At 63.3% G+C, this 25,271-nt stretch carries 25 protein-coding genes; 12 read left to right on the forward strand and 13 right to left on the reverse strand.

Annotated features, from left to right (window positions below; all coding sequences use genetic code 11):
• Positions 1 to 79: 79 nt before the first annotated feature.
• Complete coding sequence (locus AC4K8G_RS04545; protein ID WP_491732984.1) at positions 80 to 2,998, reverse strand: TonB-dependent receptor plug domain-containing protein; 2,919 nt, start codon at positions 2,996 to 2,998, stop codon at positions 80 to 82.
• A gap of 230 nt (positions 2,999 to 3,228) precedes the next feature.
• Positions 3,229 to 3,969 carry a Bax inhibitor-1/YccA family protein gene (locus tag AC4K8G_RS04550; protein ID WP_491732985.1) on the reverse strand — a complete coding sequence of 247 codons (741 nt, stop codon included), beginning with the start codon at positions 3,967 to 3,969 and terminating at the stop codon, positions 3,229 to 3,231.
• 120 nt (positions 3,970 to 4,089) lie between these two features.
• Between AC4K8G_RS04550 and AC4K8G_RS04555 the strand changes: the two genes are divergently transcribed.
• Complete coding sequence (locus AC4K8G_RS04555; protein ID WP_491732986.1) at positions 4,090 to 5,154, forward strand: metallophosphoesterase; 1,065 nt, start codon at positions 4,090 to 4,092, stop codon at positions 5,152 to 5,154.
• A 134-nt stretch (positions 5,155 to 5,288) separates the two neighbouring features.
• Complete coding sequence (locus AC4K8G_RS04560) at positions 5,289 to 6,188, forward strand: hypothetical protein (RefSeq protein WP_491732987.1); 900 nt, start codon at positions 5,289 to 5,291, stop codon at positions 6,186 to 6,188.
• Here AC4K8G_RS04560 and AC4K8G_RS04565 read toward each other — a convergent pair.
• On the reverse strand, positions 6,185 to 6,850 hold the full coding sequence (locus AC4K8G_RS04565; protein ID WP_491732988.1) for a DUF4956 domain-containing protein: 666 nt from the start codon (positions 6,848 to 6,850) through the stop codon (positions 6,185 to 6,187). The two genes, AC4K8G_RS04560 and AC4K8G_RS04565, sit on opposite strands and share 4 nt — an antisense overlap.
• A 52-nt stretch (positions 6,851 to 6,902) precedes the next feature.
• On the reverse strand, positions 6,903 to 7,727 hold the full coding sequence (gene ppk2, locus AC4K8G_RS04570) for a polyphosphate kinase 2 (RefSeq protein WP_491732989.1): 825 nt from the start codon (positions 7,725 to 7,727) through the stop codon (positions 6,903 to 6,905).
• Positions 7,728 to 7,844: 117 nt separating this feature from the next.
• Here ppk2 and thpR point away from each other — a divergent pair, with 117 nt between their 5' ends.
• Positions 7,845 to 8,378, forward strand: coding sequence for an RNA 2',3'-cyclic phosphodiesterase (gene thpR, locus AC4K8G_RS04575; protein ID WP_491732990.1), 534 nt, complete (start codon positions 7,845 to 7,847; stop codon positions 8,376 to 8,378).
• 116 nt (positions 8,379 to 8,494) lie between these two features.
• Here the strand turns inward: thpR and AC4K8G_RS04580 are convergent, their stop codons facing one another.
• Complete coding sequence (locus tag AC4K8G_RS04580; RefSeq protein ID WP_491732991.1) at positions 8,495 to 10,564, reverse strand: M13 family metallopeptidase; 2,070 nt, start codon at positions 10,562 to 10,564, stop codon at positions 8,495 to 8,497.
• Between the two features lie 200 nt (positions 10,565 to 10,764).
• Between AC4K8G_RS04580 and uvrA the strand changes: the two genes are divergently transcribed.
• From uvrA to AC4K8G_RS04595, 3 genes are all read left to right on the forward strand, one after another.
• Positions 10,765 to 13,752 carry an excinuclease ABC subunit UvrA gene (gene uvrA, locus AC4K8G_RS04585; RefSeq protein WP_491732992.1) on the forward strand — a complete coding sequence of 996 codons (2,988 nt, stop codon included), beginning with the start codon at positions 10,765 to 10,767 and terminating at the stop codon, positions 13,750 to 13,752.
• Between the two features lie 795 nt (positions 13,753 to 14,547).
• Positions 14,548 to 15,189, forward strand: coding sequence for a DarT ssDNA thymidine ADP-ribosyltransferase family protein (locus AC4K8G_RS04590; protein ID WP_491732993.1), 642 nt, complete (start codon positions 14,548 to 14,550; stop codon positions 15,187 to 15,189).
• The gene (locus AC4K8G_RS04595; RefSeq protein WP_491732994.1) at positions 15,107 to 15,883 is read left to right on the forward strand and encodes a DarT1-associated NADAR antitoxin family protein; all 777 of its coding nucleotides are present in this window, start codon (positions 15,107 to 15,109) and stop codon (positions 15,881 to 15,883) included. The genes AC4K8G_RS04590 and AC4K8G_RS04595 overlap by 83 nt, the downstream gene beginning before the upstream one ends.
• Before the next feature lie 226 nt (positions 15,884 to 16,109).
• Here AC4K8G_RS04595 and AC4K8G_RS04600 read toward each other — a convergent pair whose 3' ends face one another.
• Positions 16,110 to 16,727, reverse strand: coding sequence for a hypothetical protein (locus AC4K8G_RS04600; protein WP_491732995.1), 618 nt, complete (start codon positions 16,725 to 16,727; stop codon positions 16,110 to 16,112).
• A 111-nt stretch (positions 16,728 to 16,838) separates the two neighbouring features.
• Here AC4K8G_RS04600 and AC4K8G_RS04605 point away from each other — a divergent pair, with 111 nt between their 5' ends.
• Together AC4K8G_RS04605 and AC4K8G_RS04610 are read left to right on the forward strand one after the other, a co-directional pair.
• On the forward strand, positions 16,839 to 17,321 hold the full coding sequence (locus AC4K8G_RS04605; protein WP_491732996.1) for a hypothetical protein: 483 nt from the start codon (positions 16,839 to 16,841) through the stop codon (positions 17,319 to 17,321).
• Positions 17,318 to 17,548: a hypothetical protein gene (locus AC4K8G_RS04610; protein WP_491732997.1), complete on the forward strand. Its 231-nt coding sequence runs from the start codon at positions 17,318 to 17,320 to the stop codon at positions 17,546 to 17,548. Before AC4K8G_RS04605 ends, AC4K8G_RS04610 begins: the two co-directional genes overlap by 4 nt.
• 22 nt (positions 17,549 to 17,570) lie before the next feature.
• On the opposite strand, the gene AC4K8G_RS04615 is transcribed toward AC4K8G_RS04610, so the two are convergent.
• Positions 17,571 to 17,969: a hypothetical protein gene (locus AC4K8G_RS04615; protein WP_491732998.1), complete on the reverse strand. Its 399-nt coding sequence runs from the start codon at positions 17,967 to 17,969 to the stop codon at positions 17,571 to 17,573.
• 421 nt (positions 17,970 to 18,390) lie between these two features.
• Here AC4K8G_RS04615 and AC4K8G_RS04620 point away from each other — a divergent pair, with 421 nt between their 5' ends.
• Positions 18,391 to 19,035 (forward strand): hypothetical protein, encoded by a 645-nt coding sequence (locus AC4K8G_RS04620; protein ID WP_491732999.1) that lies wholly within the window; start codon positions 18,391 to 18,393, stop codon positions 19,033 to 19,035.
• Between the two features lie 51 nt (positions 19,036 to 19,086).
• On the opposite strand, the gene AC4K8G_RS04625 is transcribed toward AC4K8G_RS04620, so the two are convergent.
• Positions 19,087 to 19,578 carry a GFA family protein gene (locus tag AC4K8G_RS04625; protein ID WP_491733000.1) on the reverse strand — a complete coding sequence of 164 codons (492 nt, stop codon included), beginning with the start codon at positions 19,576 to 19,578 and terminating at the stop codon, positions 19,087 to 19,089.
• 59 nt (positions 19,579 to 19,637) lie between these two features.
• Here AC4K8G_RS04625 and AC4K8G_RS04630 point away from each other — a divergent pair, with 59 nt between their 5' ends.
• Positions 19,638 to 19,976, forward strand: a complete 339-nt coding sequence (locus AC4K8G_RS04630) for a hypothetical protein (protein WP_491733001.1) — start codon at positions 19,638 to 19,640, stop codon at positions 19,974 to 19,976.
• Positions 19,977 to 20,081: 105 nt separating this feature from the next.
• Here the strand turns inward: AC4K8G_RS04630 and AC4K8G_RS04635 are convergent, their stop codons facing one another.
• Positions 20,082 to 20,294, reverse strand: coding sequence for a hypothetical protein (locus AC4K8G_RS04635; protein WP_491733002.1), 213 nt, complete (start codon positions 20,292 to 20,294; stop codon positions 20,082 to 20,084).
• Positions 20,295 to 20,494: 200 nt separating this feature from the next.
• On the opposite strand from AC4K8G_RS04635, the gene AC4K8G_RS04640 reads away from it, so the two are divergent.
• Complete coding sequence (locus AC4K8G_RS04640) at positions 20,495 to 21,277, forward strand: Hcp family type VI secretion system effector (protein ID WP_491733003.1); 783 nt, start codon at positions 20,495 to 20,497, stop codon at positions 21,275 to 21,277.
• 10 nt (positions 21,278 to 21,287) lie between these two features.
• The gene (locus tag AC4K8G_RS04645; RefSeq protein WP_491733004.1) at positions 21,288 to 21,833 is read left to right on the forward strand and encodes a hypothetical protein; all 546 of its coding nucleotides are present in this window, start codon (positions 21,288 to 21,290) and stop codon (positions 21,831 to 21,833) included.
• Here the strand turns inward: AC4K8G_RS04645 and AC4K8G_RS04650 are convergent.
• The 4 genes from AC4K8G_RS04650 to AC4K8G_RS04665 are packed head-to-tail and all read right to left on the reverse strand — an operon-like array spanning position 21,830 to position 25,269.
• Complete coding sequence (locus AC4K8G_RS04650) at positions 21,830 to 22,468, reverse strand: hypothetical protein (protein WP_491733005.1); 639 nt, start codon at positions 22,466 to 22,468, stop codon at positions 21,830 to 21,832. The genes AC4K8G_RS04645 and AC4K8G_RS04650 overlap by 4 nt on opposite strands.
• Before the next feature lie 47 nt (positions 22,469 to 22,515).
• Positions 22,516 to 23,028, reverse strand: coding sequence for a superoxide dismutase family protein (locus tag AC4K8G_RS04655; RefSeq protein WP_491733006.1), 513 nt, complete (start codon positions 23,026 to 23,028; stop codon positions 22,516 to 22,518).
• Entirely contained in the window at positions 23,021 to 24,883 is a 1,863-nt protein-coding gene (locus tag AC4K8G_RS04660; RefSeq protein WP_491734411.1) for an acetyl/propionyl/methylcrotonyl-CoA carboxylase subunit alpha, read from the reverse strand. Before AC4K8G_RS04660 ends, AC4K8G_RS04655 begins: the two co-directional genes overlap by 8 nt.
• Complete coding sequence (locus AC4K8G_RS04665) at positions 24,880 to 25,269, reverse strand: hypothetical protein (protein ID WP_491733007.1); 390 nt, start codon at positions 25,267 to 25,269, stop codon at positions 24,880 to 24,882. Before AC4K8G_RS04665 ends, AC4K8G_RS04660 begins: the two co-directional genes overlap by 4 nt.
• Between the last annotated feature and the right edge of the window lie 2 nt (positions 25,270 to 25,271).

The following is a 25,271-nucleotide window of genomic DNA, read 5'->3' on the forward strand; positions in this document are numbered from 1 at the left end:
TGGGCCCATAAGAAAAAGGGCCGCTCCGAAAAGCGGCCCTCCCCCTTTTACCCTTTGATACTCTTGGCTTGGCTTGGCCTTAGCCGCGCTCGCCACGTTCAACCGGCGGCGGAGGCGGCGGCGGAGGCGGCGGAGCGGCCACTGCCGGGCAAGCGGCCCCAACGGCCACTACCGTGCCATCGGCGCAAGTCTGCATCGGCGGCGGCGGCGGCGGCGGCGGCGCCATCACCAGCGGCGCCGAACCCTCGAACGGCGTGAAATGCGCCGCAAGACGGACGTACCAGAAGCCGCCGTTCACCCCGAACGGTCCGCCAAGGCGCGGATAGACCTGGCCGTCGGCCGTGCTGCCGGTCAGCACGTAGATCGGGTTGTCCGACGTATTCGCAATCTTGTCCGGACGGTTGTTGAAGATGTTGTTCGCGCCGACCGTCACGCGGAAGTGCCGCATGAAGTCGTAGCTGAGGTCGAGGTCGGTGGTGAATTCGGACCCGAACTTCTGGCCCGGATAGTCGAGCTCGTCGCGCCACCAGCTGTAGTAGTTCTCACGAGCGTTCAACGTCCACGGTCCGCGGACGAAGTTGGCCGAGAGCGTTGCGCGATGGTTTGGCGCAAGGTGAGCGACGACGTCCCTCTGCTCGGGGCTGATCACCGCCGGGTCGAACTTGGTGACCTTCGACTTATTGTAGTTGTAGGCCAGGGTCAGTGCCAGATTTCCGTCGAAGAAGCCGGTCCGATAGGTGCTGACAAAGTCGATGCCCTTGGTCGACGTGTTGGTGGCGTTGGTGAAGAAGTTCACGTCGCCGCCCTCACCGACCGCTGCCAGTTCGGGCTGGGCGATGATGTCCGCGGCCGTCACGTGGTACGTCTGCGAAATGCCGATGCGGCCCCGCACTTTGATCAGGTAGCCGTCGATCGTCATCGTCCACGCCGGGGTTGGCTTGATGACGAAGCCCGCGCCGTAATTGCGCGATTTCTCGGGCTTCAGGCTTTTCGAGCCATAGAATTGCGAGATCGGACTGTCGACCGGATAGGTGCCCGTTTGGACTTGGTTGCCGGCAACGAAGTTGGTGGTGAGGATCGCGTCATGCGCCTGGCCTGGCGACGGTGCGTGAAAACCTGTGCCGATCGTGCCGCGAACCGAGAATTGCGGCGTGATCTTGTAGATGCCGTTCAGCTTATAAACGAAGCTGCCGCCAAACGTGTTGTAATGCTCGTAACGGCCGGCGAGACCCATGCTCAGTTGATCGGTGAGGTCGGCTTCAGCGTCGCCGTACACGCCCCAGCTCGACTGGCTCCAGCTGCCCGCATAGGTCGGACTGGTGCCGCCGTAGCCGCTCGCGCCCGGCGCACGGCCGGCAATGATGCACTGGGTCGGCGTCGGCGTTCCGCCTTGGCAGAAGCTTCCGGCAACATAGGGCGTAGGTGCGAACACGCCCGGAGCGACTTCGTCATAAAGCGCCTGCGGGCTCGCGAACGGACCCGCGCCATAGGATTGCGGGTCGCCTTCGGACTGACCGTAAATTTCCTTACGATATTCGCCGCCCCAGGCGAGCGTGATCGGGCTCGCGAGGCCAGCCTCGATCGGATAGGTGAAGTCGAGGTTGGCGTTGCGCTCCTTCTGGCTGAGCGTGCCGAACTTGAACTCGGTTTGCGATGCCGGACCGTAGGTCGGGCTCAACGAGCTGTACATCGACAGCGTCAGCGTGTTCTTGGCCAGCGTGCCCGAGAGGTCCCAGGTCAGGCCGCCCGCAAGCTCACCGCGCCATCCCGCGGTTCCCCACCGTTCCTTGGTGACGCCGACGAAGCGTGGCGTGAAGCCTGCAGGATAAAGGTCGGTGAAGAGGAAAGTGTTGTCGTCGTGGACGTAACCGCCGGCCGGGCAGGTTAGGCTGCCGGTCGGGCACGGCGTCAGGAAGAACGGCGCCGAGAACGCGCCGTTCCGGCCGAGCGTGTGGGTAACACCGGCGACGTCGACTGCCGTGCGGGTGATCGGCGAACGATAGTTGAAGCTCTCGTTCGCGTGGTTGTAGGCCGCGATGCCGGTGAAATAGAGCTGGCTGTTGTCGGTGACGTCGACGCCGGTGTTGACCATGCCCTTCCAGCCATGGGTCGGCGACGAACCCCAGATCTGCACCGGCAGCGGATAATTGGGAAGTTGGCTGGCGAGGTTCGGGAATTCCGAAGCGAAGATCTTCGCGACCGGACGGGTTTCACCCGTGCTCGTGCCGTCGTCCTTGTACCATTCGCCGGCGACATCGAAGTAGCCGGTTGCGCCGATACCGATGCCCGCGGTGCCGGCGATCTGCCGGCTGCGGCCGCTGGCGAGCTTGCCGTCGTCATGGTCGTAATATTGGCCATAGCGCGCCTGCAGCTCGAGGTTGTTGCGGTCATTGCGCATGCCGAAGTTCATGACGCCGGCGATCGCGTCCGAGCCGTATTGGGCGGTCGCGCCGTCGCGCAGGACCTGCAGGTTCTTGATCGCGATCGACGGGATCGCGGAAATGTCGGCACCCTGCGAACCGAAGCCGAGGCCGGTGTCGCCACCGACATAGACTTGGACGAGCGCGGAGCGGTTGAAGCGCTTGCCGTTGATCTGGACCAGCACTTCGTCAGCCGGGAGGCCGCGCAGCGAAGGCGCGCGCACGAAGCTGGAGGCGTCCGAGATTGTGTTCTGTGGGACGTAGAATGAGGGAACGATGTTCTTGACGGTATCGAGCAGGTTGGCGCTCGGCTGGCTGGTCAGCTCCTGCGAACCGATCACGTCGATCGGCGAAGCCGAGTTGGTGACGGTGCGGTCGGTCCGGCGCGTACCGGTGATGACGATTTGATCTGAATTGACCAGCGCTTGAGTGCCGGTCGGCGCTGGTGGGTTCGCCGGCGCGGTGTCGGCGGGCGTGGACGCTTGTCCGTAAGCGGGATTGGCGGCGACCAAAGAAGCCAGAGTTGCCGCGGATGCAAAGAGTGATCGCTTGATTTGCTGTGTGCGAGTGCGTGTCATGAAGTCCCCCATAGACTTATGTCTGCCAGCCCGGTGCTTGCATGGGGGAGGATGCTCTAGTGAACATGCGAGTCAATCGGCGGAAGCTAACCCCGGTTATCTATTCACGGGTTCGTTGCAAAACCGTCACATAAACGAAAGATAAGGTTGGGGACGAGCGATTGTTTCGGCATTGCAAGAAAAAAGGGCCGGAGTTCCCTCCGGCCCTTTCTTGCTCAGTCACGCGCCGACTAGCGACGGTTGCCCATGAAGCTGAGCAGGAACTGGAACATGTTGATGAAGTCGAGATAGAGCGTCAGCGCCCCCATCACGACGGTCTTGCCGACCATCTCCGTCCCCTGGACGTAGAAGTACATGCTCTTGATGCGCTGTGTATCGTAGGCGGTCAGGCCGGCGAACAGCAGCACGCCGATCGCACTGATCGCAAGGGCCATCGCGCTCGACTGCAGGAACATATTGACCAGCATCGCGACAAGCAGACCGACCACGCCCATGATCAGGAACGTGCCCATGCCCGAGAGGTCGCGCTTGGTCGTGTAGCCGTAGACGCTGAGGCCCAGATACGCCGCGGCCGTCGCGAAGAAGGTCTGCGCAATCGAGACGCCGGTGAAAGTCAGGAACAATGTCGACATCGACAGGCCCATCACCGCCGCGAAGCCCCAGAACAGGAGCTGCAGCGTGCTGGTCTTCATGCGATTGACGCCGAAGCTCATCGCGAAGACGAAGCCGAGCGGCGACAACGTCACGAGCCAGCCGAGCCCGCTCATTCCCTGCCCGTCCGGACGAACCAGGACTTGGCCGGCGTAAGGCGCGAACAGCAGGGCGATAATGCCGGTCAGCAGAACGCCCGAAGCCATATAGTTATAAACCGACAGCATGTACGACCGAAGGCCCGCATCGCGGGCGGCGCGCGGAACGCCTACCGTCGCGGCGTCTACGCCGGTCATGCGCGGGTCTTGCCAATTGGCCATGGTATCTCCTTTGCGGGGGGCAAAATGCCCCTTGCTGCCTGAATATATCATGGATGGCCGGATCGACTTCAAGCGAAACCGGACAGGCGGATCGACGACCATTGCGCAGCCCTTCCTCTGGTGACACATTCCGCGCCGATCCTGGAGGGGCTGGGGCTGGTCCATCGATTGGTCAGAGCGGCGGCTTTCGTGCTCGCCTGTTTCGCGCTTGGCGCCGCCGCCAGGCCGGTACCGCCGCAGCGCATCATCGCGGTTGGCGACCTCCACGGCGATTTCCAGGCATGGGCCGACATCGCCGCCGCGGCTGGCGTCATCGATTCCGCAGGCCATTGGAAAGGCGGTACGACGACGCTTGTCCAGCTCGGCGACATCACCGATCGCGGACCGGACTCGCTGAAGATCGTTCGGAGCCTTCAGCAGCTCCAAATCGAAGCTCCGAAGTCCGGTGGCCGAGTTATTGTCGTTCTTGGCAATCACGAGGCCATGAATCTCGTGGGTGACGATCGCTACACGACGCCAGGCGAATATGCCGCGTTCGTTGACGACCGCTCGGTCGCGCGGCGCGAGCGCATGTACATCGCGATCCGCAAGAAGCTCGAGGCAGCTGAACCCAATGCGCTTCCTTCGACGGTCCGCGAACAATGGCTCGCCAAGACTCCGCTAGGGTGGGTCGAGCATCGCGCGGCATGGAGTCCGTCGGGCGAGCTCGGCCGCTGGGCGACGCAAAACCCGGCCGTCGCCAAGGTCGGCAACACGCTGTTCGTGCACGGCGGCCTCAGCGCAGAATATGCGAAGCTATCGCTCGACGCGGTCAACCGGCGCGTCGCCGCTGCCATGACCTCGGCTGACGACAGCCCGAAGTCGGTGCTAACCGACCCGCTTGGTCCTTTATGGTATCGCGGGCTAACCGGCCGGGATGCCGACGCGGAACAGATCCGGTCGACCGGCCCACCGACTGCGCATCTCAGCGTCGAGCAAGAGCTCGATACGGTACTAAGTGCATACGGCGCGAAGCATTTGGTCATCGGGCACACGCCGAGCCTGAAGGGGATCATCATCCAATATGACGGGCGGCTCGCCCGGATCGATACCGGCAACTCGCGCTACTACGGCGGGCCACTGAGCTGGCTCGAGATCGTCGGCGACACGCTGATTCCACACACAGTGAAGAGGTCGGTGCAATGAAAGCTATCCGATTTGCATTTGTGGTGCTGTGCGGCCTGGCCTGTGCGACATCCGCCACTGCGAAAGGCGATAATCCGCTGTTCGCATCGAATGATGTGATTCAACTGACGATCAAGGCGCCCTTGCCCGCCCTAATGCGCAATCGAAATGCGCAGGGTGCAATCAGCGGCGTGATGACCGACCCGGGCGGGGTGATCCTGCCGATCGGCCTGCAGCTGCGCGGCATCACCAGGCGAACATCGGAAATCTGTGATTTCCCGCCGCTCCGGGTCGACTTCACAGCGCCGCCGCCCGCCACCTCTGTATTCGCCGGCCAGAAGAAGCTGAAGCTCGTCACTCACTGCAGGAATTCACCTTCCTTCCAGCAATATGTGCTGCTCGAATATGCCGCGTACCGGCTCTACAACATCCTCACACCGCACAGCTTCCGTGCTCGCCTCGCCAACATCACCTACCAGGGAGACGACGGACGCGTCATCGCTCAGCGCGCGGGCTTTTTCATCGAGGATCTGAGTGACGTCGCGAAGCGCAATGGCGTGGGCGAAACGCATGCGCCGCCGCGCATCGAGCTTGCCGAGCTTAACGCCACCGACGCCGCTCGTTACGCGATGTTCCAGCACATGATCGCCAATCACGACTGGTCGATGCGGGCTGGCCCCGCGGGCGACGAATGCTGCCACAATGCGAAGCTGATCGGCCCGCGCGGTGTTGGCACGGTTATGCCAATCCCCTACGACTTCGATTATTCGGGCTTCGTCAACGCACCCTACGCGACACCGCCGGACCAGTTGAAAATCGTCAACGTAAAGCAGCGCTTCTATCGGGGATATTGCGCGCACAACGGCCAGGCGCTGGCCGCTGCGCAGCAGATCCGAGCCGCGGAGCCGCAGATGCTCGCCACGCTATCGCAAATCCCCGGGCTCGATCCCAAGGCCACACAGCGCGCCGCCAATTATCTTGGCGGGTTTTTCTCGGACATTGCCACCGACCAGGCGGTCGGCGGCAAGATCCTCAATCGCTGCCTCGCGGGTTAGGCCTTCTTTTTCTTATCCGGCTCCGGCGGCGCCGAATGATCGATACCGTCATAGTCGGCAAGGAAGCGCTTCATTCCCGCACGTTCGCCATATTCCGTGATCCACAGCATTGCGAACGTGTAGTTGAGCGCGATGCTGACCACCGCCGCCAGTTCCACCGCGCCGATGCCTGCAGATAGTCCGATGGCCACCGCGAGCAGGATGAACAAGGCATCGCCCGAGCTTTTCAATGAATTGCGGAAGCGAACCGCCCCGGCAATCCCCGCAAGGCTGAAGGCGAGAGCAAGCGAGTTCTGAACGATGATGACGATGCCGGTGACGACCATCGGCAAGAGCAGGATCGTGTTGACCAGCGACTGGTCATATTCCTCGCCGCTGCGAACGCTCATGTAGACCCAGGTCACCGGGAGCGCCGCCAGGAACGCGCCGATGATCGCCACGACCAGCCAGAATAGGCTTTGGCCGAGCGTTCCGACGTGCTCGGCGCGGATCGCTTCGCTCGCCTGCAAGGGGTTCTTCGCGGGTTGCGTGATCAACTGCTCGACGCCTCCGACCGGCAGGTAGCCGCGCAGGTCCGGCCAGATCTTGACCGCAATGAAAATCACCAGGCCGATGACCAGGTAATAGATGGTGAGTTGAACCAGTAGCTTCGATGCACGCATCACTTTCCCCCTTCAGGTAGCGGCTTAACGCCAGGTTAGGCTGGCATCTCCCCTAGTTAGCCGAATGCGAGGCCGATGCTGGCCGTTGCTCCGCAAGCGGATAATTTGCGATGGGCTGAAGCACGCCGAAGCGTTCCTTCAGCGGTTCATGTTTCAGCGGTGGCCATGCAATCTCAGCAAGCGGAAGATCCGTGTCCGGCATCCGGTCGAGCAAGTTGCGCAGCAGGGTCAGGCGCCCAAGCGCCTGGTCGTTGAAGTCGACCAGGGTCCATGGCGCGTAGTCGGTGTGCGTCGCCGACAGCATCATCTCACGCGCTTCCGTGTAGTCGTCGTAATGAACGCGCGCCTTGATATCGATCGGCGATAGCTTCCAGCGCTTCATCGGGTTGTAGAGGCGGTTCTCGAACCTTTCCTCCTGCACTGATTGATCGCAGCAGAGCCAATATTTGAATAGCAGGATCCCGTCGTCGATCAGGTGTCGCTCCAATTGCGGGACCGCGTTCAAGAAATCCTGGACCTGGTCTTGCGTGCAAAACCCCATGACCTTCTCGACGCCCGCGCGGTTGTACCAGCTGCGGTCGAACAGCACGATCTCACCCTTGGCGGGGAAATGATCGATATAGCGTTGAAAATACCATTGGGTCTGTTCGCGCTCGCTAGGTCCCGGCAGCGCAACCACGCGGCATTGGCGCGGATTTAGTACCCTCGCGAACATGTCGATCGAGCCGCCCTTGCCCGCGGTGTCGCGGCCCTCGAATACGATGATCAGCCGCTGGCCCGTTTCCGAAACCCAGCGCGCCATCGCGCTGAGCTCCTTCGCCATCGGCTTGAGGAGCAACTCATACTCCTCCTGACTGAGCCCGGCTTCCTCGCTCATTTGAACGGCCCCCCGTTGGGCCCGTTGTGACACGGCGGAGCGGAGAATGGAACCACCGGCGCTGATGCGGTCGCGTGCGAGGGCGCGCCACTTTCAACGATGCGCTAGGGAACTGCGATGCACCGATTGTTCGTCGCCATTCGACCGCCGGAGCCGATCCGCGACCTGCTGATCGACGCCATGGACGACAGCGCCGACTTTCGCTGGCAGGATGAAGATCAGCTCCACCTGACCTTACGCTTCATTGGCGAGGTCGATCGCCCGCTGGCGAACGACCTCGCGGACTTGCTGGGCCGTGTTCGCGCCGACCCGCTTGAGCTTCGAATTCAGGGCGTCGGCCGCTTCGAGCAGCGCAGCTCCGGCGCCTTATGGGCGGGCGTCGAACCCAAAGCTCCGCTGGCGTCGCTCGCGAGCAAGATCGAACGCGCATGCGTCTCGGCCGGCCTCGATCCTGAGCATCGCGCGTTCCATCCGCACATCACCTTGGCGCGGTGGAAGGGCCGTCGACGCCACGAAATCCAACGCTTCCTCGAGCGCGCAGGCGGGCTGTCTTCCGATCCGTTCGTTGTGAACTCATTCGGGCTATTCGAAAGTCGCCTGTCGCGTCATGGCGCCCGTTACGAGCAGGTGGCCAATTACCCGCTTGAGTAACCGGAAAAGAAAAGGGTGCGCGAGTGATGGGGTCAGCCGCGCACCCTCACCGATCTGGCAGCTCACCAGATGCGGATTTGTCGTTTTTGTGCGGCGAGGTGTCTCGCCGGTTCAACTCACCAAATGTGCGCCCGCTTCTCCGGCGGAATGTACATCGAGCTGGAAGGCGTGATCCCAAAGGCGTCATACCAGGCCTGGACGTTCGGCAGCGGCCCGAGCACCCGGAACCGGCCCGGGCTGTGCGGATCAGTCGTGACCTGGCTGCGGAGCGCGTCGTCGCGCTGCTTCTCGCGCCACACCTGGGCATAGGCGAGGAAGAAGCGCTGGTCGCCGGTCAAACCATCCATCACAGGCGCAGGCTTGCCGCCGAGCGAGTGATGGTAGGCGTCGAGCGCGACCTGAACGCCGGCGAAGTCGGCGATGTTTTCGCCCATCGTCAGCTCCGGGTTGAGGTGAGCGCCGGACACCGGTTCGAACTTGGCATATTGGTCGCCGAACACCTTCGCTTCCGCGTTGAAGCGTTTGTTGTCCTCGGCGGTCCACCAGTCGCGAACCGCGCCGGTCGCGTCATATTTACGTCCCTGGTCGTCGAACCCATGACTGATCTCGTGCCCGATGACCGCGCCGATCGCGCCGTAGTTGACCGCGTCGTCCGCCGCCGGATCGAAGAACGGCGGCTGGAGGATGCCGGCCGGGAACACGATCTGATTCTCGCCGCCGCCGTTGTAAGCATTCACCTCCTGCGGATTCATCCCCCACTTCTTGTGGTTGATCTTCCTGTCTAGGTCCTCGAGCGCATAGGCCGCGTTGAAGGCCTGGGCTCGCGAGACGTTGCCGTAGAGGTCGTTTGAATCGATCGTGAGCGGGCTGTAGTCGCGGAACTTGTCCGGATAGCCGACCATGACTTCCATCTTCGACAGCTTCTCCAGCGCGGCGGACTTGGTCGCCTCGCTCATCCAGCTGTTGGCCTTGATGCGGTCGGCCATCGCGGCTTTGAGATTGCCGATCAGCTCGACCATTTTCGCCTTGGACGAGGCCGGGAAATATTGCGCGACATAATCCTGGCCAACGAGCTCGCCGAGCGAGCCGTCAACGAGGCTTACGGCGCGCTTCCACCGCGGCCGCTGCTCAGTCACGCCGCTAACGGTCTTCACATATTCAAAGCGGCTGTCGACCATTGCTTTGTTGAGATAGGGCGAAGCCTGGTCAGTGGTGTGGAACGCTTCCCATTCTTTGAGAGTGGATAGCGGGGTCTTCGCGTAGAGCGCGGCGAGGTCGCGGATCGCGGTATTCTCGTTGAGGTTCATCCGCTTCTGCGGCGTGAGGTTCGCGCCGGCAAAGTAAGAGGCCCACTGAAAGCCCGGCGCGTAGGTCGCAAGCTTGGCGCTGCTCATCGGATTGGTCGTCTTCTCGACGTCGCGGCGATCAGCACTCGGCCAGCTCTTCTTCGCGACCTCAGTCTCGAAGGCCATCACACGGTTCGCGGCGGCGGCCGGATTGGGTGTTCCGATGCTGCGGAACGTACGCTCGAGATAAGCGCGATACGCTTCGCGCTGCGGTTTGAACTGGTCATCGAGATAATAGTCGCGGTTGGGCATGCCGAGACCGGACTGAAGCAAGTTGACCTCGTTCATCGACGCGTCGGCCGTATCTGGCTGGAGGTAGAATCCGAACAGCGAGCTTCCGAAATGGTGGTCCGTCGTTCCCATATGGCGGGCCATCGCGGCCTTGGTCTTGATCGCCGCGATTTTGGCGAGGTCCTTTTTGAGCGGAGTGAGGCCAGCCGCTTCGACCGCAGCCTCGTCCATCATGCTCTTGTAGAGGGCGCCAGTCTTGCTGTCCGCCGGCGCGTCCGTGATCAGGTCCTTCAGTTGTTCCTGGCTAAGGTCATAAAGGTTGTAGAAGGAGCTGACCTCCGGATGGTCAGGACTGATCTGGGTCTTCGCCAGCCAGGTGCCCGACGCATAGTGATCGAAGTCGTTGCCGGGCTGCACCGACAAATCGCGCCCCGTAAGGTCGACACCCCAATCGCCAATCTTGGCGTGACTGGGAACCCTGGCCGTCAGCGTTGGTGTGTCCGGCCCGGCTTGAGCTTGTGCCGGAATTACCCAGACCGCCGCCGAAGCCGCCAGCAGAACCGCCGCGGTGCGCACACGCGCAAATTTGTCGAAGCCCCTAACCCGCATGGAAATTCCCCGAAAATGCAATGAGATGGGTCGCTCAGTGGCGCGCGCGCCCAAGTGCATCCACCAGCCATCGACAAGCGTCCCCGCATCATCGACGAAAGTGGAAATTTCTCGAACAAAGCCCATATCCAACTTATCCGCGTTGACCATGCGCGGCGCCTCACGTTAGATTAGAACATAAACGGAACGAATCTGAGCCGATGCTGACCCACATTTCTGTCCGCGGCGCGCGCGAGCACAACCTCAAGGGAGTCGATGTCGACATCCCTCGCGAGAGCCTGACGGTCATCACCGGCCTGTCGGGTTCGGGGAAGAGCAGCCTCGCGTTCGACACCATCTACGCCGAGGGCCAGCGCCGCTACGTCGAAAGCCTCAGCGCCTACGCGCGCCAGTTCCTGGAGATGATGCAGAAGCCGGACGTCGAGCATATCGACGGCCTGTCGCCGGCCATCTCGATCGAGCAGAAGACGACCAGTCGCAACCCGCGCTCGACCGTCGCCACCGTCACCGAAATCTACGATTACATGCGCCTGCTGTGGGCCAGGGTCGGCGTTCCCTACTCGCCCGCGACCGGGCTTCCGATCGAGGCGCAGCAGGTCAGCCAGATGGTCGACCGCGTGATGGCGCTCCCCGAAGGCAGCCGCCATTATTTGCTCGCGCCGGTCGTGCGCGGCCGCAAGGGCGAGTATCGCAAGGAGCTGGCCGAGTGGCAGAAAGCGGGCTTCCAGCGCGTCCGCATCGACGGCGTCTTCTACGCGATCGAGGAAGCGCCCGCGCTCGACAAGAAATACAAGCACGACATCGAAGTGGTGGTCGACCGGATCGTCGTACGCGAAGGAATCGAGGCGCGGCTGGCCGACAGTTTCGAGACGGCGCTGAAGCTCGCCGAAGGGCTCGCCTACCTCGACCCGGCAGACGCGCCGGAAGAGTCGGATGCGGGGCCGCAAAGCGGCATGAAACTCGACTATGCGCCGCCCGGCCGCATCGTCTTTTCCGAGAAATTCGCCTGCCCCGTCTCCGGCTTCACCATCGCCGAGATCGAGCCGCGGCTGTTCAGCTTCAACGCGCCGCAGGGCGCCTGCCCTGCCTGCGACGGGCTCGGCGAGAAGATGATCTTCGACCCCGATTTGGTCGTCCCGAACCATAACCTGAGCATCGCCAAGGGAGCGGTGGTGCCATGGGCCAAGTCCAACCCGCCAAGCCCTTATTACATGCAGGTACTGTCCAGCCTGGCGCGCGCCTATGATTTCGACCTCGGCGTCGCGTGGAAGGATTTGCCCGAGGAAGCCCAGCGCGTCGTCCTCCGCGGCACGGCCGGCCGCCCGGTCACCCTCCGCTTCATCGACGGGCGCCGCAGCTACGAAGTGAAGAAGCCTTTCGAAGGCGTGATCGGCAACCTCGAGCGGCGCATGCTCTCGACCGAGAGCGCTTGGATGCGCGAGGAGCTTAGCCGCTACCAGTCATCGCAGCCGTGCGAAGTGTGCCACGGCGCGCGCCTCAAGCCCGAAGCGCTGGCGGTGAAGATCGCCGGCGAGGACATCAGCCTGTCGAGCCGCCGAAGCGTCGCCGACGCGCACAAATGGTTCGCCAATCTGCACGAAAAGCTCAACGCAACGCAGAATGAAATCGCCAAGGCGATCCTGAAAGAGATCAATGAGCGCCTCGGCTTCCTGCACAATGTCGGGCTCGACTACCTGCACCTCGACCGCACCAGCGGCACCTTGAGCGGCGGCGAAAGCCAGCGCATCCGCCTCGCCAGCCAGATCGGCAGCGGCCTTTCTGGCGTGCTCTACGTCCTCGACGAGCCGTCGATCGGCCTCCACCAGAAAGACAACGACCGGCTGCTCGAGACGCTCAAGCGGCTGCGCGGGCTCGGCAACACTGTGCTGGTGGTCGAGCATGACGAGGACGCGATCCGCCACGCCGACCATGTCATCGACATGGGCCCCGGCGCGGGCGTTCACGGCGGCGAAGTGGTGTGCCAGGGCACGCTCGAAGAGCTGCTCGCCTGCACCGACAGCATCACCGCCGATTACCTCTCCGGCCGGCGGGAGATCCCGCTGCTCCCCACCCGCCGCAAGGGCTCGGGCAAGAAGGTCACCGTCCACGGCGCCACCGCCAACAACCTCCAGAACGTCACGGTCGATTTCCCGCTCGGCACCTTCACCTGCGTTACCGGGGTCAGCGGCAGCGGCAAGTCGTCGCTGACCATCGACACGCTTTATGCCGGCGCGGCGCGCGCGCTGAACGGCGCCCGGATCCCGTGCGGCCCGTGCAGCAAGATCACCGGCCTCGAGCAGCTCGACAAGGTCATCGACATCGACCAGTCGCCGATCGGCCGCACCCCGCGCTCCAACCCCGCGACCTACACCGGCGCCTTCACCCAGATCCGCGACTGGTTCGCCGGCCTGCCGGAGGCGAAGGCGCGCGGCTACAAGCCCGGCCGCTTCTCGTTCAACGTCAAGGGCGGGCGGTGCGAGGCGTGCCAGGGCGACGGCCTGATCAAGATCGAGATGCACTTCCTGCCCGACGTCTACGTCACCTGCGACGTGTGCCACGGCGCGCGCTACAACCGCGAGACTCTCGAGGTGAAATTCAAGGGCCACTCGATCGCCGACGTGCTCGACATGAACGTCGAGGAAGCGGCCGAGCTGTTCAAGGCGGTCCCCGGCATCCGCGACAAGATGCGCATGCTGCAGGAAGTCGGGCTCGGCTACATCAAGGTCGGACAGTCGGCGACCACGCTTAGCGGCGGCGAGGCGCAGCGCGTGAAGCTATCGAAGGAGCTGTCGCGGCGCGCCACCGGCAAGACGCTCTACATCCTCGACGAGCCCACCACCGGCCTCCACTTCGAGGACGTGCGCAAGCTATTGGAAGTGCTCCACCGCCTCGCCGACCAGGGCAACACCGTGGTGGTGATCGAGCACAACCTCGACGTCATCAAGACCGCCGACTGGGTGATCGACCTGGGGCCGGGCGGCGGCGTCAACGGCGGCAAGGTCATCGCCGAGGGCCCGCCGGAAGCGATTGCGGAGGTGAAGCTGTCGGCGACGGGTCAGTATTTGAAACCGATTCTCGAGCGGGCGAGCGTCAAACCAAAATTGGTCGACGTGAAGCCGAAGAAGGTTGCTCGGTCGCGGAAGGTGACGGTCGACGAGGACGAACCGGACCTGATCGCGGCGAAGTGAGGGGCTGGGCCGGTGAAGGCTGACTACGCACATGATTGGAATGCCGCGTGGGGCTTCGGGAATACGATTCTGTATCGGATGTGCTTGGAGGATGCGCCGAGACACTCAAACCTAGAAGTTATTGCCAGTAAGACTTGGCTGATAGGGCGAGCGTATGCCGCCTCGCCACAGCGGGGCTCGGGCGAAGCAAAGCCGCACCACGATCCTGACTTCTTCAGATTCTTGGCCGGCTCAACGCGTTGGGCCGAACTTGATGGCCGACTACGAAAGCTAAATGATCGCAATCCCTTCAGCGAAAAGTCGCTGCAACCTGTCCTAGAGACTCACCTGTTTCTCGTCCGATTAATTCGCGATCGAGTTCGGGGGCGCATGGCTGACGGAACACCGCCGCGGGCGCATGCATCGTTCGCTTCGAAGTATCTCCACTTCCACAGGCCCGATCATTTTCCGATCTTCGACAGCTACGCAAGCCAAGCCATGGGCCGGCAATTTCCGAGACAGAGGGTATCCTTGCCACAATATTCTGCAGACGAGCGCTATGCTCGTTTCTGTAGTCTCGCTCTCACGTTCCTCGCTGACCATCCTGACGTCCGAACCCTTCGGGCGATGGATACAAAACTCTATGAGGCTCAACGAACCTTCATTCGATCGGGCGGCGGCGTCCGGAGGCGCGCCAACGGCAAAGCGACCTAATCGCGGCGAGCGATTCGTTTTCACTGCGCAACAATTTTATCGATTCTAGTTCGCGGACAGGCTAGCCATTCGTTGCTCGGCAAATAACGGTGGGCGAGTTGCGTGAGCGAAGCCATTGAGAGGATAATCGCCGAGCGCGAAATTGAGCGCGTGGTCCATTTTACGCGACTTTCAAACTTGCCGTCGATCCTGCATCTAGGCCTGGTGCCAAGATACGCCGTCAGGAATGTCGCGCCTGATGTTGCTATCAATGATCAGCAGAGATGGGATGGGAGACGAGCATGGAATTGTGCTTCCATCACTTTTCCCAATTCCAAGATGCTCTATTCGTACATCCGAAAAGATCCAACGGTGGATTGGTGCGTGATCTCTTTGTCGCCTCGCCTTCTGCTTGAAAAACCAGTTCTGTTTTGTGAGACCAATGCTGCGGACAAACGCATAGCGGCGTGCCGTGAAGCCGCGCTGAGCCGCCCAGAAGCATTCGCCGGCCTTTTCAAGGACGAGACACTCTGTGCGCGCCGAGCAGACCAACGGCTAAAAGCAGCGGATCCCACTGACGTGCAGGCCGAAGTCTTGATTCGCGGTATCGTTGAACCGGACTATTTCGAAGGCGTGTTCTTCCAGACTGCGGCGCATCTTTTTGCGCACAAGGACGAACTCAATGGGCTGGCGGGCAGCGTCAGCAGCCGCCGTGGCTATTTCGGCGATAGGCAGTATTTCCGTACATCCGGTGACGGCAAATAAGATGGCATGGCGGCCAATTTTTCTGCCTGCGACCAAGGGCGGGACTTTCGTAGTTGAGAGATACGTCGACTTTCAGTGGTTTCCAGGAATGTCGATCAAGCAGAAACAACTCTCGGTGGACGCCCTCCACTCGATGGCGCGCAATTTGCTCAAGGTCTCCCACCCGCTGGAGGTTTCCTCAAAATCTGCAGAAGAACTTGGCGTTCAACTGAGTTCGTTCAATCTCCAATTCACCACGCGCGAGGGCCGCACGCTCACTGTCGAGGCTGCCTTTCAGGGTAGTAAGGTGTTCGCGGGTGGCGGCCCCTTTCGGGACCTATTTTGGATGGAGCCGAAGGATGCAAAGCGCGACCCCCGCCTAAAGGACTCGGGTCCGCTTATTGGATTCTCTTTCTTTGGAGAGGATTGGCCGCTGAAGCCGCGCACCGCGTTTTACGACTGGCTGTACATCAATGCTCTTAGGAAAAATCCCAATGTGGCCGGGAGAGCTCTCTCCTACGACGCCTTCACGGATATCGAATTCAATCCCGATAGATCAGTAAATTGCCAGGCCCGTTCAGTGGCAATGTATTGCGCACTTGAAAGGCGAGGCCAATTGAGGTCGGCCCTCCAATCACCAGAGCACTTCAGGCACATTCATGCGATGCACATGCCTGAGCCTCGGCACGTGAACTATCATAATCCGCTGGTCTAGCTTGAGACTCGCGAACCGAGCCCGGTTCGAGTCACCCACACTTGTTCAGTGAGAGAATGGCTATGACCGCCGCAGCAATGCCAAGCGGATAAAGGACACACGCACCAAATATGTCTCCGGTACGCGGCAAACATCCGTGGGCCTCGTTCAGCACGAAGAGACAGCCTTGCATCCCCTCGTCGATGGACCTGAACTGGTCGTTTGGCTTTCGGTTCTCGGCCAACGCTTAGTGCTGCGTTGATGCGGCCTCGCTGGAAGCCGTGGGTTGTGCCGCAGCAGGCGCAACCGGAGCTGGTTGCGGCACGGCAATCGTCAGATCCTCGTCAAGGAACGCCTTCACGCCACCACCAGCCGGAATCTTCGCGCTGGTGCCGGTCATGAAGAAGCCGGCGATCGGCAGGAACACGATCGCGCCGACAACGCCTGCGGTGCCGGTCACGCCCTTGTCGTCGAAGGTGCCTGAAAGGCGGATCAGGCGGTCGCCGACACGGACGTTCATCACGCGCGCGTTGATGCGGCCCGACTTGCCCCACATGCCCTTGCGGCGGAGGTCAGTGATCTCACCGGTCGCAGGACTGCCCGCCGGAATCACCACGAGATTTCCCAGGCGAACATCGTTCGCGACCGACATGCGGAACTGCTGGCCTTCACGAAGCGCCTTGTTGTTGGAATCAAGACCCTCTTCCATCCGCAGCCCTACCTCGGTCCCGGCGCGAAGCACGGTGCCCGTGACGGGCGATACGATAACCGCCTGTTGCGGTGCCGGTGCGATGGTCGCCGTTTGAGGCGCGGCAAGTGTCTGTGCCGCCGCAAGCGCGGCGAGCCCGATCGGTGAAAACGCCATGATTACTCCCCCTGTTCGACTCAGTCCCCCGAGCATGAGTCGGCGCGGAGACTGCACCGGGAGATTAAATTTGCAAAGAGGGATAGAGAGTTAACGGGGAGGGGGGCTGAGATGCCGAAAGCAGATGCCAAAAGGTGGGGAAGCTGGCGCGAGAATGTGCGCGAGATCGGGATCGTCGTCATCGGCGTGTTCATCGCGCTGGTCGCGCAGCAGCTGACCGACGATTGGCAATGGCGGCAGAAGACCAGTTCCGCCACCGCCGCCATGCGCCGCGAGCTGCTGTGGGACGACGGGCCGCAAATCTATCACCGGGCGATCATCCACCCGTGCGCGGCGGCCCGGCTCGACGCGATCCGCGCGGCGGTGGAAAGCGGCGGGAGCCGCGCCGAGGTGCGCAAGCTGATCGATTCCTACGGGATCAGCTTCTTCACCTATGACAGTGCCGCGCACGACGCCGCGATCGCCGCGGACGCCTTCACCCATATGTCGGCGGAGGAGACGGCGGCCTTCGCCAACATCTATCCGTCCATGCCGGTGTTCAACCAGACGTCAGTAAAGGAGGCGGCCGATATCGCGCAGCTGCGCGCGCCTTGAACCGGAGCGGCGGGCCGCTGAGCGCGGCGGAGGCCGACGCGACCTTGAGCCGGGTCGAGGCGCTGCGCAACGACGAGCGCGTGATGTTCGGCGGCGCCAAGTGGGTGATCCCGAACCTCAGGCAGCTCGGCCCGCTCGATGCGGAGCGCCGCGCCGAGTTCCTGCGCGTCGCGCGCGAGCAATATGGCGATTGCGTGAAGGACCTGCCGGCGAACTGGCCGAACTGACGCGGGTTCTAGCGGGGCGGTCCTACTGCCGGTCGAACACCAGCACCTGGCTGAATTTCTCGCCCTTCCGGTTGGTGCCCTCGTCGGTGATGGTCATGACCTTGCCGTCCGGCGACAGCCGCCGAAAAGCGATGCCGACGACCTTGTCGTCGCGCTTCTCTTCCGACTTCACTGTCAGCGGGTCGATTTTGACCGAGTTCAGCGTGTCATATTTGTCCGATCCGACCATGGCTGCGTCGCTGCCGTCATAAGGGACGGTGAAGCTGACCCGCATCGGCTCGCCCTCGGCGCCGACCCCCCACCATTTGACTTCCACGCCGTTCGCAGTGCGGCGGTAGGTTCGCATCTGGCTGCGCCAGCCGGGGCCGGGCGTGAAGGTGGACCTGGCGACGTTCAGCTTCCACGTCGTCACGTCGGGCATGGCGGGCGGCGCTGCCTGCGATGCAGTGAGCGCGAGCGCCTAATAATCCCAGGTCTAGGCTCATTCGTCCCTCCCCCGAACTGCCCAACCATAGAGGCAAATTTCGCTGTCCTACAGCGTGGCCTTTATGCCTTAAGCTGATCGATGCAGTTTCCGGCATTCCCCATCGCTCCTGCCGGTCGGCTCGCGTGCGCGCACATGCGCGCGCCTCGCGCACATGCGCGCGCCTCGCGCACGCACGCGTAGGCCTGTGACGTTTGGGACTTTTCGCGCCTCGCGCGCGTTGGGGCGTGTACTTCGTGTACTTCGCGGTCCGCTCGTCGGCTCATGTTGTTGTTTTCAGTTCATGCGACTGTTTCGGGGGCCGATGCGTTTTACTTCCGAATCCCCCGCAATTCGCGGGAAGACGAGGAATTTTCCAATGAGAATGTTCAAGCTTCTGGCGGCCACCGCGGCCGTCGCCGGCGTCGCGGGCATTGCCATGCCGGCTGCCGCCCAGGTGCCCTACGGCTATCCCCAGACGACCTATCCGGGCACTGCCTATCCGGGCACGGCCTACCCCAACCAATATCCCAACCAGTACCCGAACCAGTACGGCTATCCGGGCCAGTACGGCTATGCCAACCAGGGCACGGGCGTGGTCGGCCAGATCGTCGATCAGCTGCTCGGCAACCGCTACAACGTCACCGACCGCACCAAGATCAGCCAGTGCGCGAACGCGGCGATGATCCAGGCGCAGACCCAGTATCGCGGCTACAGCTACGGCCGTTCGGCTTATGGCTATGGATATCAGCAGGGCTACGGCCAGCGCGGCTATCAGCAGGGCTTCGCTGCCCCGGCGATGCGCGTGACCGCGATTACCGACGTCCAGCGCCGCAACAGCGGGCTTCGCGTGAAGGGCCTGATGAGTTCGGGCTATGCCGGCCACACCGGCAACCAGTACGGGTACAGCCAGGGCCGCAATTATGCGGACGGCGACCTCACCTTCCGCTGCAACGTCGATTATCGCGGCGCGGTGACCAACGTGAGGATCAGCGCCAACAACAGCGCTTATCGTCGCTACTAGAAGCTGACATCGCGGCGGGCGGTCGTGCTTCGACGCGCGGCCGCCCGTTTGCTAATCGGCGTTGTCCAGAAACCGCACCTCGATTGCGGCGCCATTCAGCGTCGGCCCCTGCTCGGTCACCGCAAAGCCATCGAGCAGGCGGGCGTTCACCCCGACCTTGCGCACGACCTCGACGAGTCCGTCCCAGTGCGTGGCGCAGCCGCAGGTTCCGCAATGGTGGAGCGCGATCATCCGGTCGCCTTGGATATAGCGGACCGTTTCCCCCGCGACGGCGACTCCGGCATCGTCAGGATAGTAAGCGAACAAAGCGCCCGTCCGGCGGCAGATGCTGCAGTTGCAGCTGCCGAGCCATTCGGGCGCGCCCGGCACCTCGATCGTCACCCCGCCGCAGTGGCATGATCCCTTCAGCGTCATGCGGCCGACCATAGCGAAGCCGGGCCGGCGCACCAGCCCGGCTCGCCCTGCCCCATCATACCCGCGTCCCGCCGCAAGCAGTGGAATATCCTCGACTTTCAGGCGTTTAACACCCCGAACCTGCCCCATGCGAGGCGGGAGGGAGCGCGTGTGCGCTCCCGCAGCTATGAACCCAGAGGAGAAGTGTAATGCGTAAGATCATCTTTGCCGCCGCCGCCCTGAGCCTTGGCGCCACCCCGGCCCTTGCCCAGATCAATACGGGCAGCGGCCTGGTCGCCGTCACCATCCAGGACGTGTCGATCCTCAACAACTTCCTCAACAACGACCAGATCTCCGCGCTGAACAACGTGTCGGCGCCGATCACGGTCAACGTTCCGGTTGGCATTGCCGCCAACGTCTGCGGCGTCAGCGCAGCCGTGCTCGGCAAATCGGGCGGCGGAAGCCCGACCTGCACCGCCAAGAGCGGTTCGAAGGCGCTTGCGCAGAACGTCATCAGCCAGACGCTGCACCAGAAGCGCGGCCACTAAGCCCCGCTGAGGTTGCGCGATTGCGCAACAGACAAAGGCCCGGCCGGTCGCCCCTTTCCGGTCGGGCCTTTTGTTTGTCCGATGTGAATTAAGGGCTCGCCGGCGCTACGCCTGGCGGCGCTGCTCCCCGAGATTCGCGACGAGGCGCTCCCCTTCCCACAGCTCGCACTTGGAGCCGAAGCCGGCAGCGTTGGTCTTGGCCAGCGCCTCGGCGTCGTCGATCGCGTCGATCAGGTCGGCCGTGACCATCTTGTTCGCGGCGTCATACGAATAGATGCGGTAGGTTTTGAGGGGGGAAGAAATATGCAGGCTCCTCACAGCAGCGGGAGCTCTCCATTTGTCTCTCGGTCACCGCCAGGCTGAAGCTGGAGGCGGCGATGTCCGAGGGGATACGCCTGATTGGCCCATATGTACATAACTTACGTTAGTGGTGGCTTGAGTTCGGGCCGCGCGATTAGGCGCGACTCCGGACGGGGGTGTAGGGCGGGCGCTTCCCATTGTCGTCAGGGGAGGCATGAATGATCCGCGCATCTTTCGTCGCCACGGCAATCCTGGTCCTTGCCGCCGCTCCCGCGCTCGCCGACGAGCCGGTGCCCGCGCCGCCGCCGGCGGGGCCATCGCCGCTGCCGGTCCCCTACCCCGGCGACCCGCAGCCGCCGCCACCCGAATGCACCAACCGCTTCTGCATCCCGAAACCTGGCGCGGGCCAGGGCGGCGTCGCCGAGCACAAGCATATCGGGAACGTCAAATATTCGGACTATGCGAAGGCCGCCGCGACCGACACGCTCGAGGTACAGGTCCAGAACGTGGCCTGGGGCGCGATCAAGGACGCGGGCACCGTCTATTCAGCGGACCCGATGGAAGGCGGCCAGGTCACCGCGCGCACCTATCAGCCGGGCAAGCCGACCTTCGGCAACGTGAAGCTGGATGGCGTCGCGTCCGATCCGGAAGAAGGCGGCCAAGTCAGCGCGGCCGAGGCGAGCAAGCCCAAGATCAGCGACATGCAGGTGACCAAGGTCAAGGACGTCGCCAGCTCGAACTTGAGCTCGGCGCGCATGACCACGGCCGAGCCAGGCAAGCTGGAAGTGCCCAACATGATCGCCGAGCCGATGGCGCGCGGGACCGCAACGTTCAAGACGCTCGCCGGGCTGTGCGCGACGGGCAAGCATCTGGTGAAGGTCAGGATCACGACCCGCGAGGGCGGGAGCTACACCTTGCACGACGCGATCGTCACCAATGTCGTTGCCGCCGGCGACGGCATGGACGAAGTGTCGCTGACTTATGCCAGCCTGGGAGATTGAGGGAGGGACCATGACCAAGTTCGCCAAGATGCTGACGACCGCCGCGCTTGCCGGCGGGGTCGCCGCGCCGTTGCCCGCGCAATATTATCCGCCGCCGACCTATCCGCCCCAGACCTATCCGTATCCGGGCCAGACTTACCCCGGCTACCCGGGTTACCCTAGCCAGGGCTACGGCCCCGGCAACGTCATCGGCCAGATGATCGATGGGCTGCTCGGCAACCGCTATTCGGTGCACGATCGCGGCGCGGTCAGCCGCTGCGCCGATGCCGCCGTCAACGAGGCCGTGCGCAACACGCGGCCGTATCTCCGCCAGGGCTACGACCGCTACGGGCCGTGGGGCTACAACAACATAAGGCTGACGGCCGTGACCAGCGTCGAGCGGCGCTCGCATGGCGGCTTGCGGGTTCGCGGGCTGCTCGACAGCGGGCTGCGCTACGGCATGTACAACCCGGGAATCATCGACCCGCGCTATGCCGGCCAGGGCGACCTCAGCTTCCGCTGCAGCATGGATTATCGCGGCTATGTGACCGACGTCAGGGTCAAGCGCCGCGACTAGTTCGCGCCGGCGCTGCCCATGTAGTTTTGCGCGGCCGCGTTCGGATCGCTGGTCGGGCGCGTCGCATCATATTGCCGCCATTGCTGCAGGTCCTGCTGCTGGTCGGCGGGAAGCGACGATTCCCATTCCGCCTGGCTGTGGAAGCCGGGCAAGCTGGCGAACCCCTGCTCCTTCTCGATATCCTCGCCCAAGGCCTTAAGCACCGGGCGGAAGGTGAGGTTGAGCAGCCAGTCGGGGGCATAGCCGAGCCGCGCCTGGGGACTTCCGGCCAGCTTGTCGCGGAGCACCGCATGGTTTGCGTGGAGCTTCACCGCCACCAGGGTCGCCTTGCCGTCTTGCTGGGGTGACAAACTAACGTCCGCGCTCACGCCAGGCTGGCCATCGAGCAGCAGTTGCATCGTCATGCTCCTGCCGGGATCGGATGCGGCGAGCTTGAGGTCGGTATCGATCCGCCGGCCGTCCTCGCGGGTAATGCCGGCGTCACGCTCGATGCTTCCATCGACCATGTTCGACAGCGCTGAATAGACGGTGTCCGGGCTCTTGTTGACGACCTGCTCCGCGTCCGCGCCGTAATAGGCTCCGGCGCCGTAAGCCGCGGCACTGATCAACGGGCCAACGAGGAAATATTTCAGCATCGTCCGCGCTCTAAAACGCGCTTGGCTAACACCGGTTTAAAGCGGGATCAGCGAATCTCCGCCTGGGGCAGGATCACGGCGCAGGCGATTCGCGCGCCGCTGTTGCCGCTGGGATCGGTGACATAGTCGTCCGCCCCCGCGTGGAGGACGAGCGCGGCACCATCCGCGTCGAGCAGGTTCGCCATGCTCGCTCCCGGCAAAGTCACTGTCGCGCCGAGCACGCCGTTGGCCGCGACCTCGACATTGGGAAGATCGCCGGCGTGCGGCCCGGCCGGGCTGTTCATGCCGTGCTTGTGACCAGTCGGATTCCAGTGTCCGCCGGCCGTGGTGAATTCCGGCGGGTCGCAGCGGCCCACTGCGTGGACGTGGATGCCATGGACGCCGTGCGGCAGGCCACTCGCATCGATGCGAAACGTCACCCCGCCGGCCGTTTGCCAAGCGCGGACGGTGCCGATCGGTGCGCCGAGCGCATTGATCAGCGGCATGGGCGGGCCGCCGGCCGGCTCGACCGGCGCGCAGCCCGGGAGCAAAAGCGAGAGCAGGAAAAGCAGCTTACGCATCGGCTTCTACCTTTACGAGCAATTGACCCTCGGAAACCTGAACGCCGGGCGTGGCCGCAAGCTCCGCAATTATGCCGTCGAACGGCGCGGTCAGCCCGTGCTCCATCTTCATCGCCTCGAGCGTGAGGAGGCGCTGACCCTTGGCGACCTTCTCTCCCTGCTTGACTTCGACCGCGGTCACCTTGCCTGGCATCGGCGCTTCGATCTCGCCGTCGTGGGCGCCGTGCGACGTGCCAGTGCCGCGGGAACCCAGCGCGAATTCGAATGCCTGCCCTTCGCGGAACACGACCACTCGATAATCGTCCGCAAAGCCGGCAACGTCAGCGATCTCGTCTTCCTCGCCGAGCGCGACAGCGCGCCCGCTCAGCGCGACGGCAAGGCGAGGCGCGGCGTTGAGGCGGAAGCCGGCGCGGCCGGGGAGCGGCGCCTCCTCCTCCGCCGCTAGGATTGCGACGGCGGCCGCGGAGCGCTGAACCGCCTCATCCGGCTCGGACTCCGGCACAAGCGCATCGATGGTCCGTTCGATGAAGCCAGTGTCGAGCCTGGCCGCTTCGAAATCGGGGTGGGTGAGCGCATTGAACAGGAAGGCAGCATTGGTCCGGACCGGCCACACTTCGACGCCGTCAAGCATGTCCGCTAGCGCGTCGATCGCGTCATCGCGATCGTCGCCATACGCGATCAGCTTGGCAATCATCGGATCGTAGAAGGGCGAGATTGAGTCGCCTTCCTCGACGCCGGTCTCGATCCGTCCGTCATCGCCAAGGTCGAAATGTTCGAGTTTGCCGACGCTCGGCAGGAAGCCTTTGCTCGGGTCCTCCGCATAGAGGCGCGCCTCGATTGCGTGGCCGTTGATGGAGAGCTCGTCCTGGCTGCGCGGGAGCTTCTCCCCTGACGCGACGCGCAGCTGCCACTCAACCAGATCCTGCCCGGTGATCTCCTCGGTCACCGGATGCTCGACCTGCAGCCGCGTGTTCATTTCCATGAACCAGATGCGGTCGGCCTTGAGGCCCTTCGACGCGTCGGCGATGAACTCGATCGTGCCCGCGCCTTCGTAATTCACCGCTTGGGCAGCGCGCACCGCCGCGTCGCACACGGCCTCGCGCGTCGCCTCGTCCATGCCCGGTGCCGGCGCTTCCTCGATCACCTTCTGGTGACGGCGCTGGAGCGAGCAATCGCGCTCGAACAAATGGACGACGTTGCCGTGGCTGTCGCCGAACACCTGCACCTCGATGTGACGCGGCGAGAGGATGTATTTTTCGATGAGGACGCGGTCGTCGCCGAAGCTGGACGCGGCTTCCCGCTTGCAGCTTTCCAGCGCGTCGTCGAACTCCTTCGCAGCGTCGACCCGCCGCATGCCCTTCCCGCCGCCGCCGGCAACCGCCTTAATCAGCACCGGATAGCCGATCGCGTCGGCTTCTTTTTTCAGGTGCTTGGGGTCCTGGTTTTCGCCGAGATAGCCCGGCGTCACCGGCACGCCGGCGTCGGCCATCAGTTTCTTCGCCGCGTCTTTGAGGCCCATTGCACGAATGCTGTCGGGCTTCGGCCCGACCCAGATCAGCCCGGCCTTGATCACCGCCGCAGCGAAGTCGGCGTTTTCGCTGAGGAAGCCGTAGCCCGGGTGGATGGCCTCGGCCCCGGTCGACTTGGCGACCGCGATAATCTTCTCCCCGCGCAAATAGGATTCGCGCGCTTCGCTGGGCCCAATCGGAACGGCTTCGTCGGCCATGCGCACGTGCAGGGCCTTGGCGTCGGCGTCGGAATAGACCGCGACCGTGCGGATCCCGAGCGCCCGCGCCGTGCGAATGACGCGGCACGCGATTTCGCCGCGATTGGCGATGAGCAGCGACTTCATCAATCGGGCAGGCACCGGCCGCTCTCCTCCTGCTCTTTCGCCGACGCGCCGTGCATTGTGCAGTAGATCGCCTCGTGAAGCTCCGCCGCGCTCGGCACGTGCGTTTTGCCGTCACCAGTCACGAAATAATATTCGAGCACCGTCCGGCCCTTGACTGAGTAGATCGAAGCGACGTTGGCTTCCGGCGCGTTGAGCAGCACCAGCCGATGCGACGATGCGAGCGACTTGCCCTTCAGCAGTCCTTCCTTGCACGCCTGGGCATAAGCCACGGCGAAGCTCGCCGAGATTTCGCGAAAGCGCCTGCCTCGATAGCTCGCGGGCATCTCGCCAAGCGCGAGATCGACCGGCGCGCACTGGGCCGTGGCGGCAGCAAGAAACGCGAAAAGCATCG

The organism is Sphingomonas sp. SP3 (genome assembly GCF_058514305.1).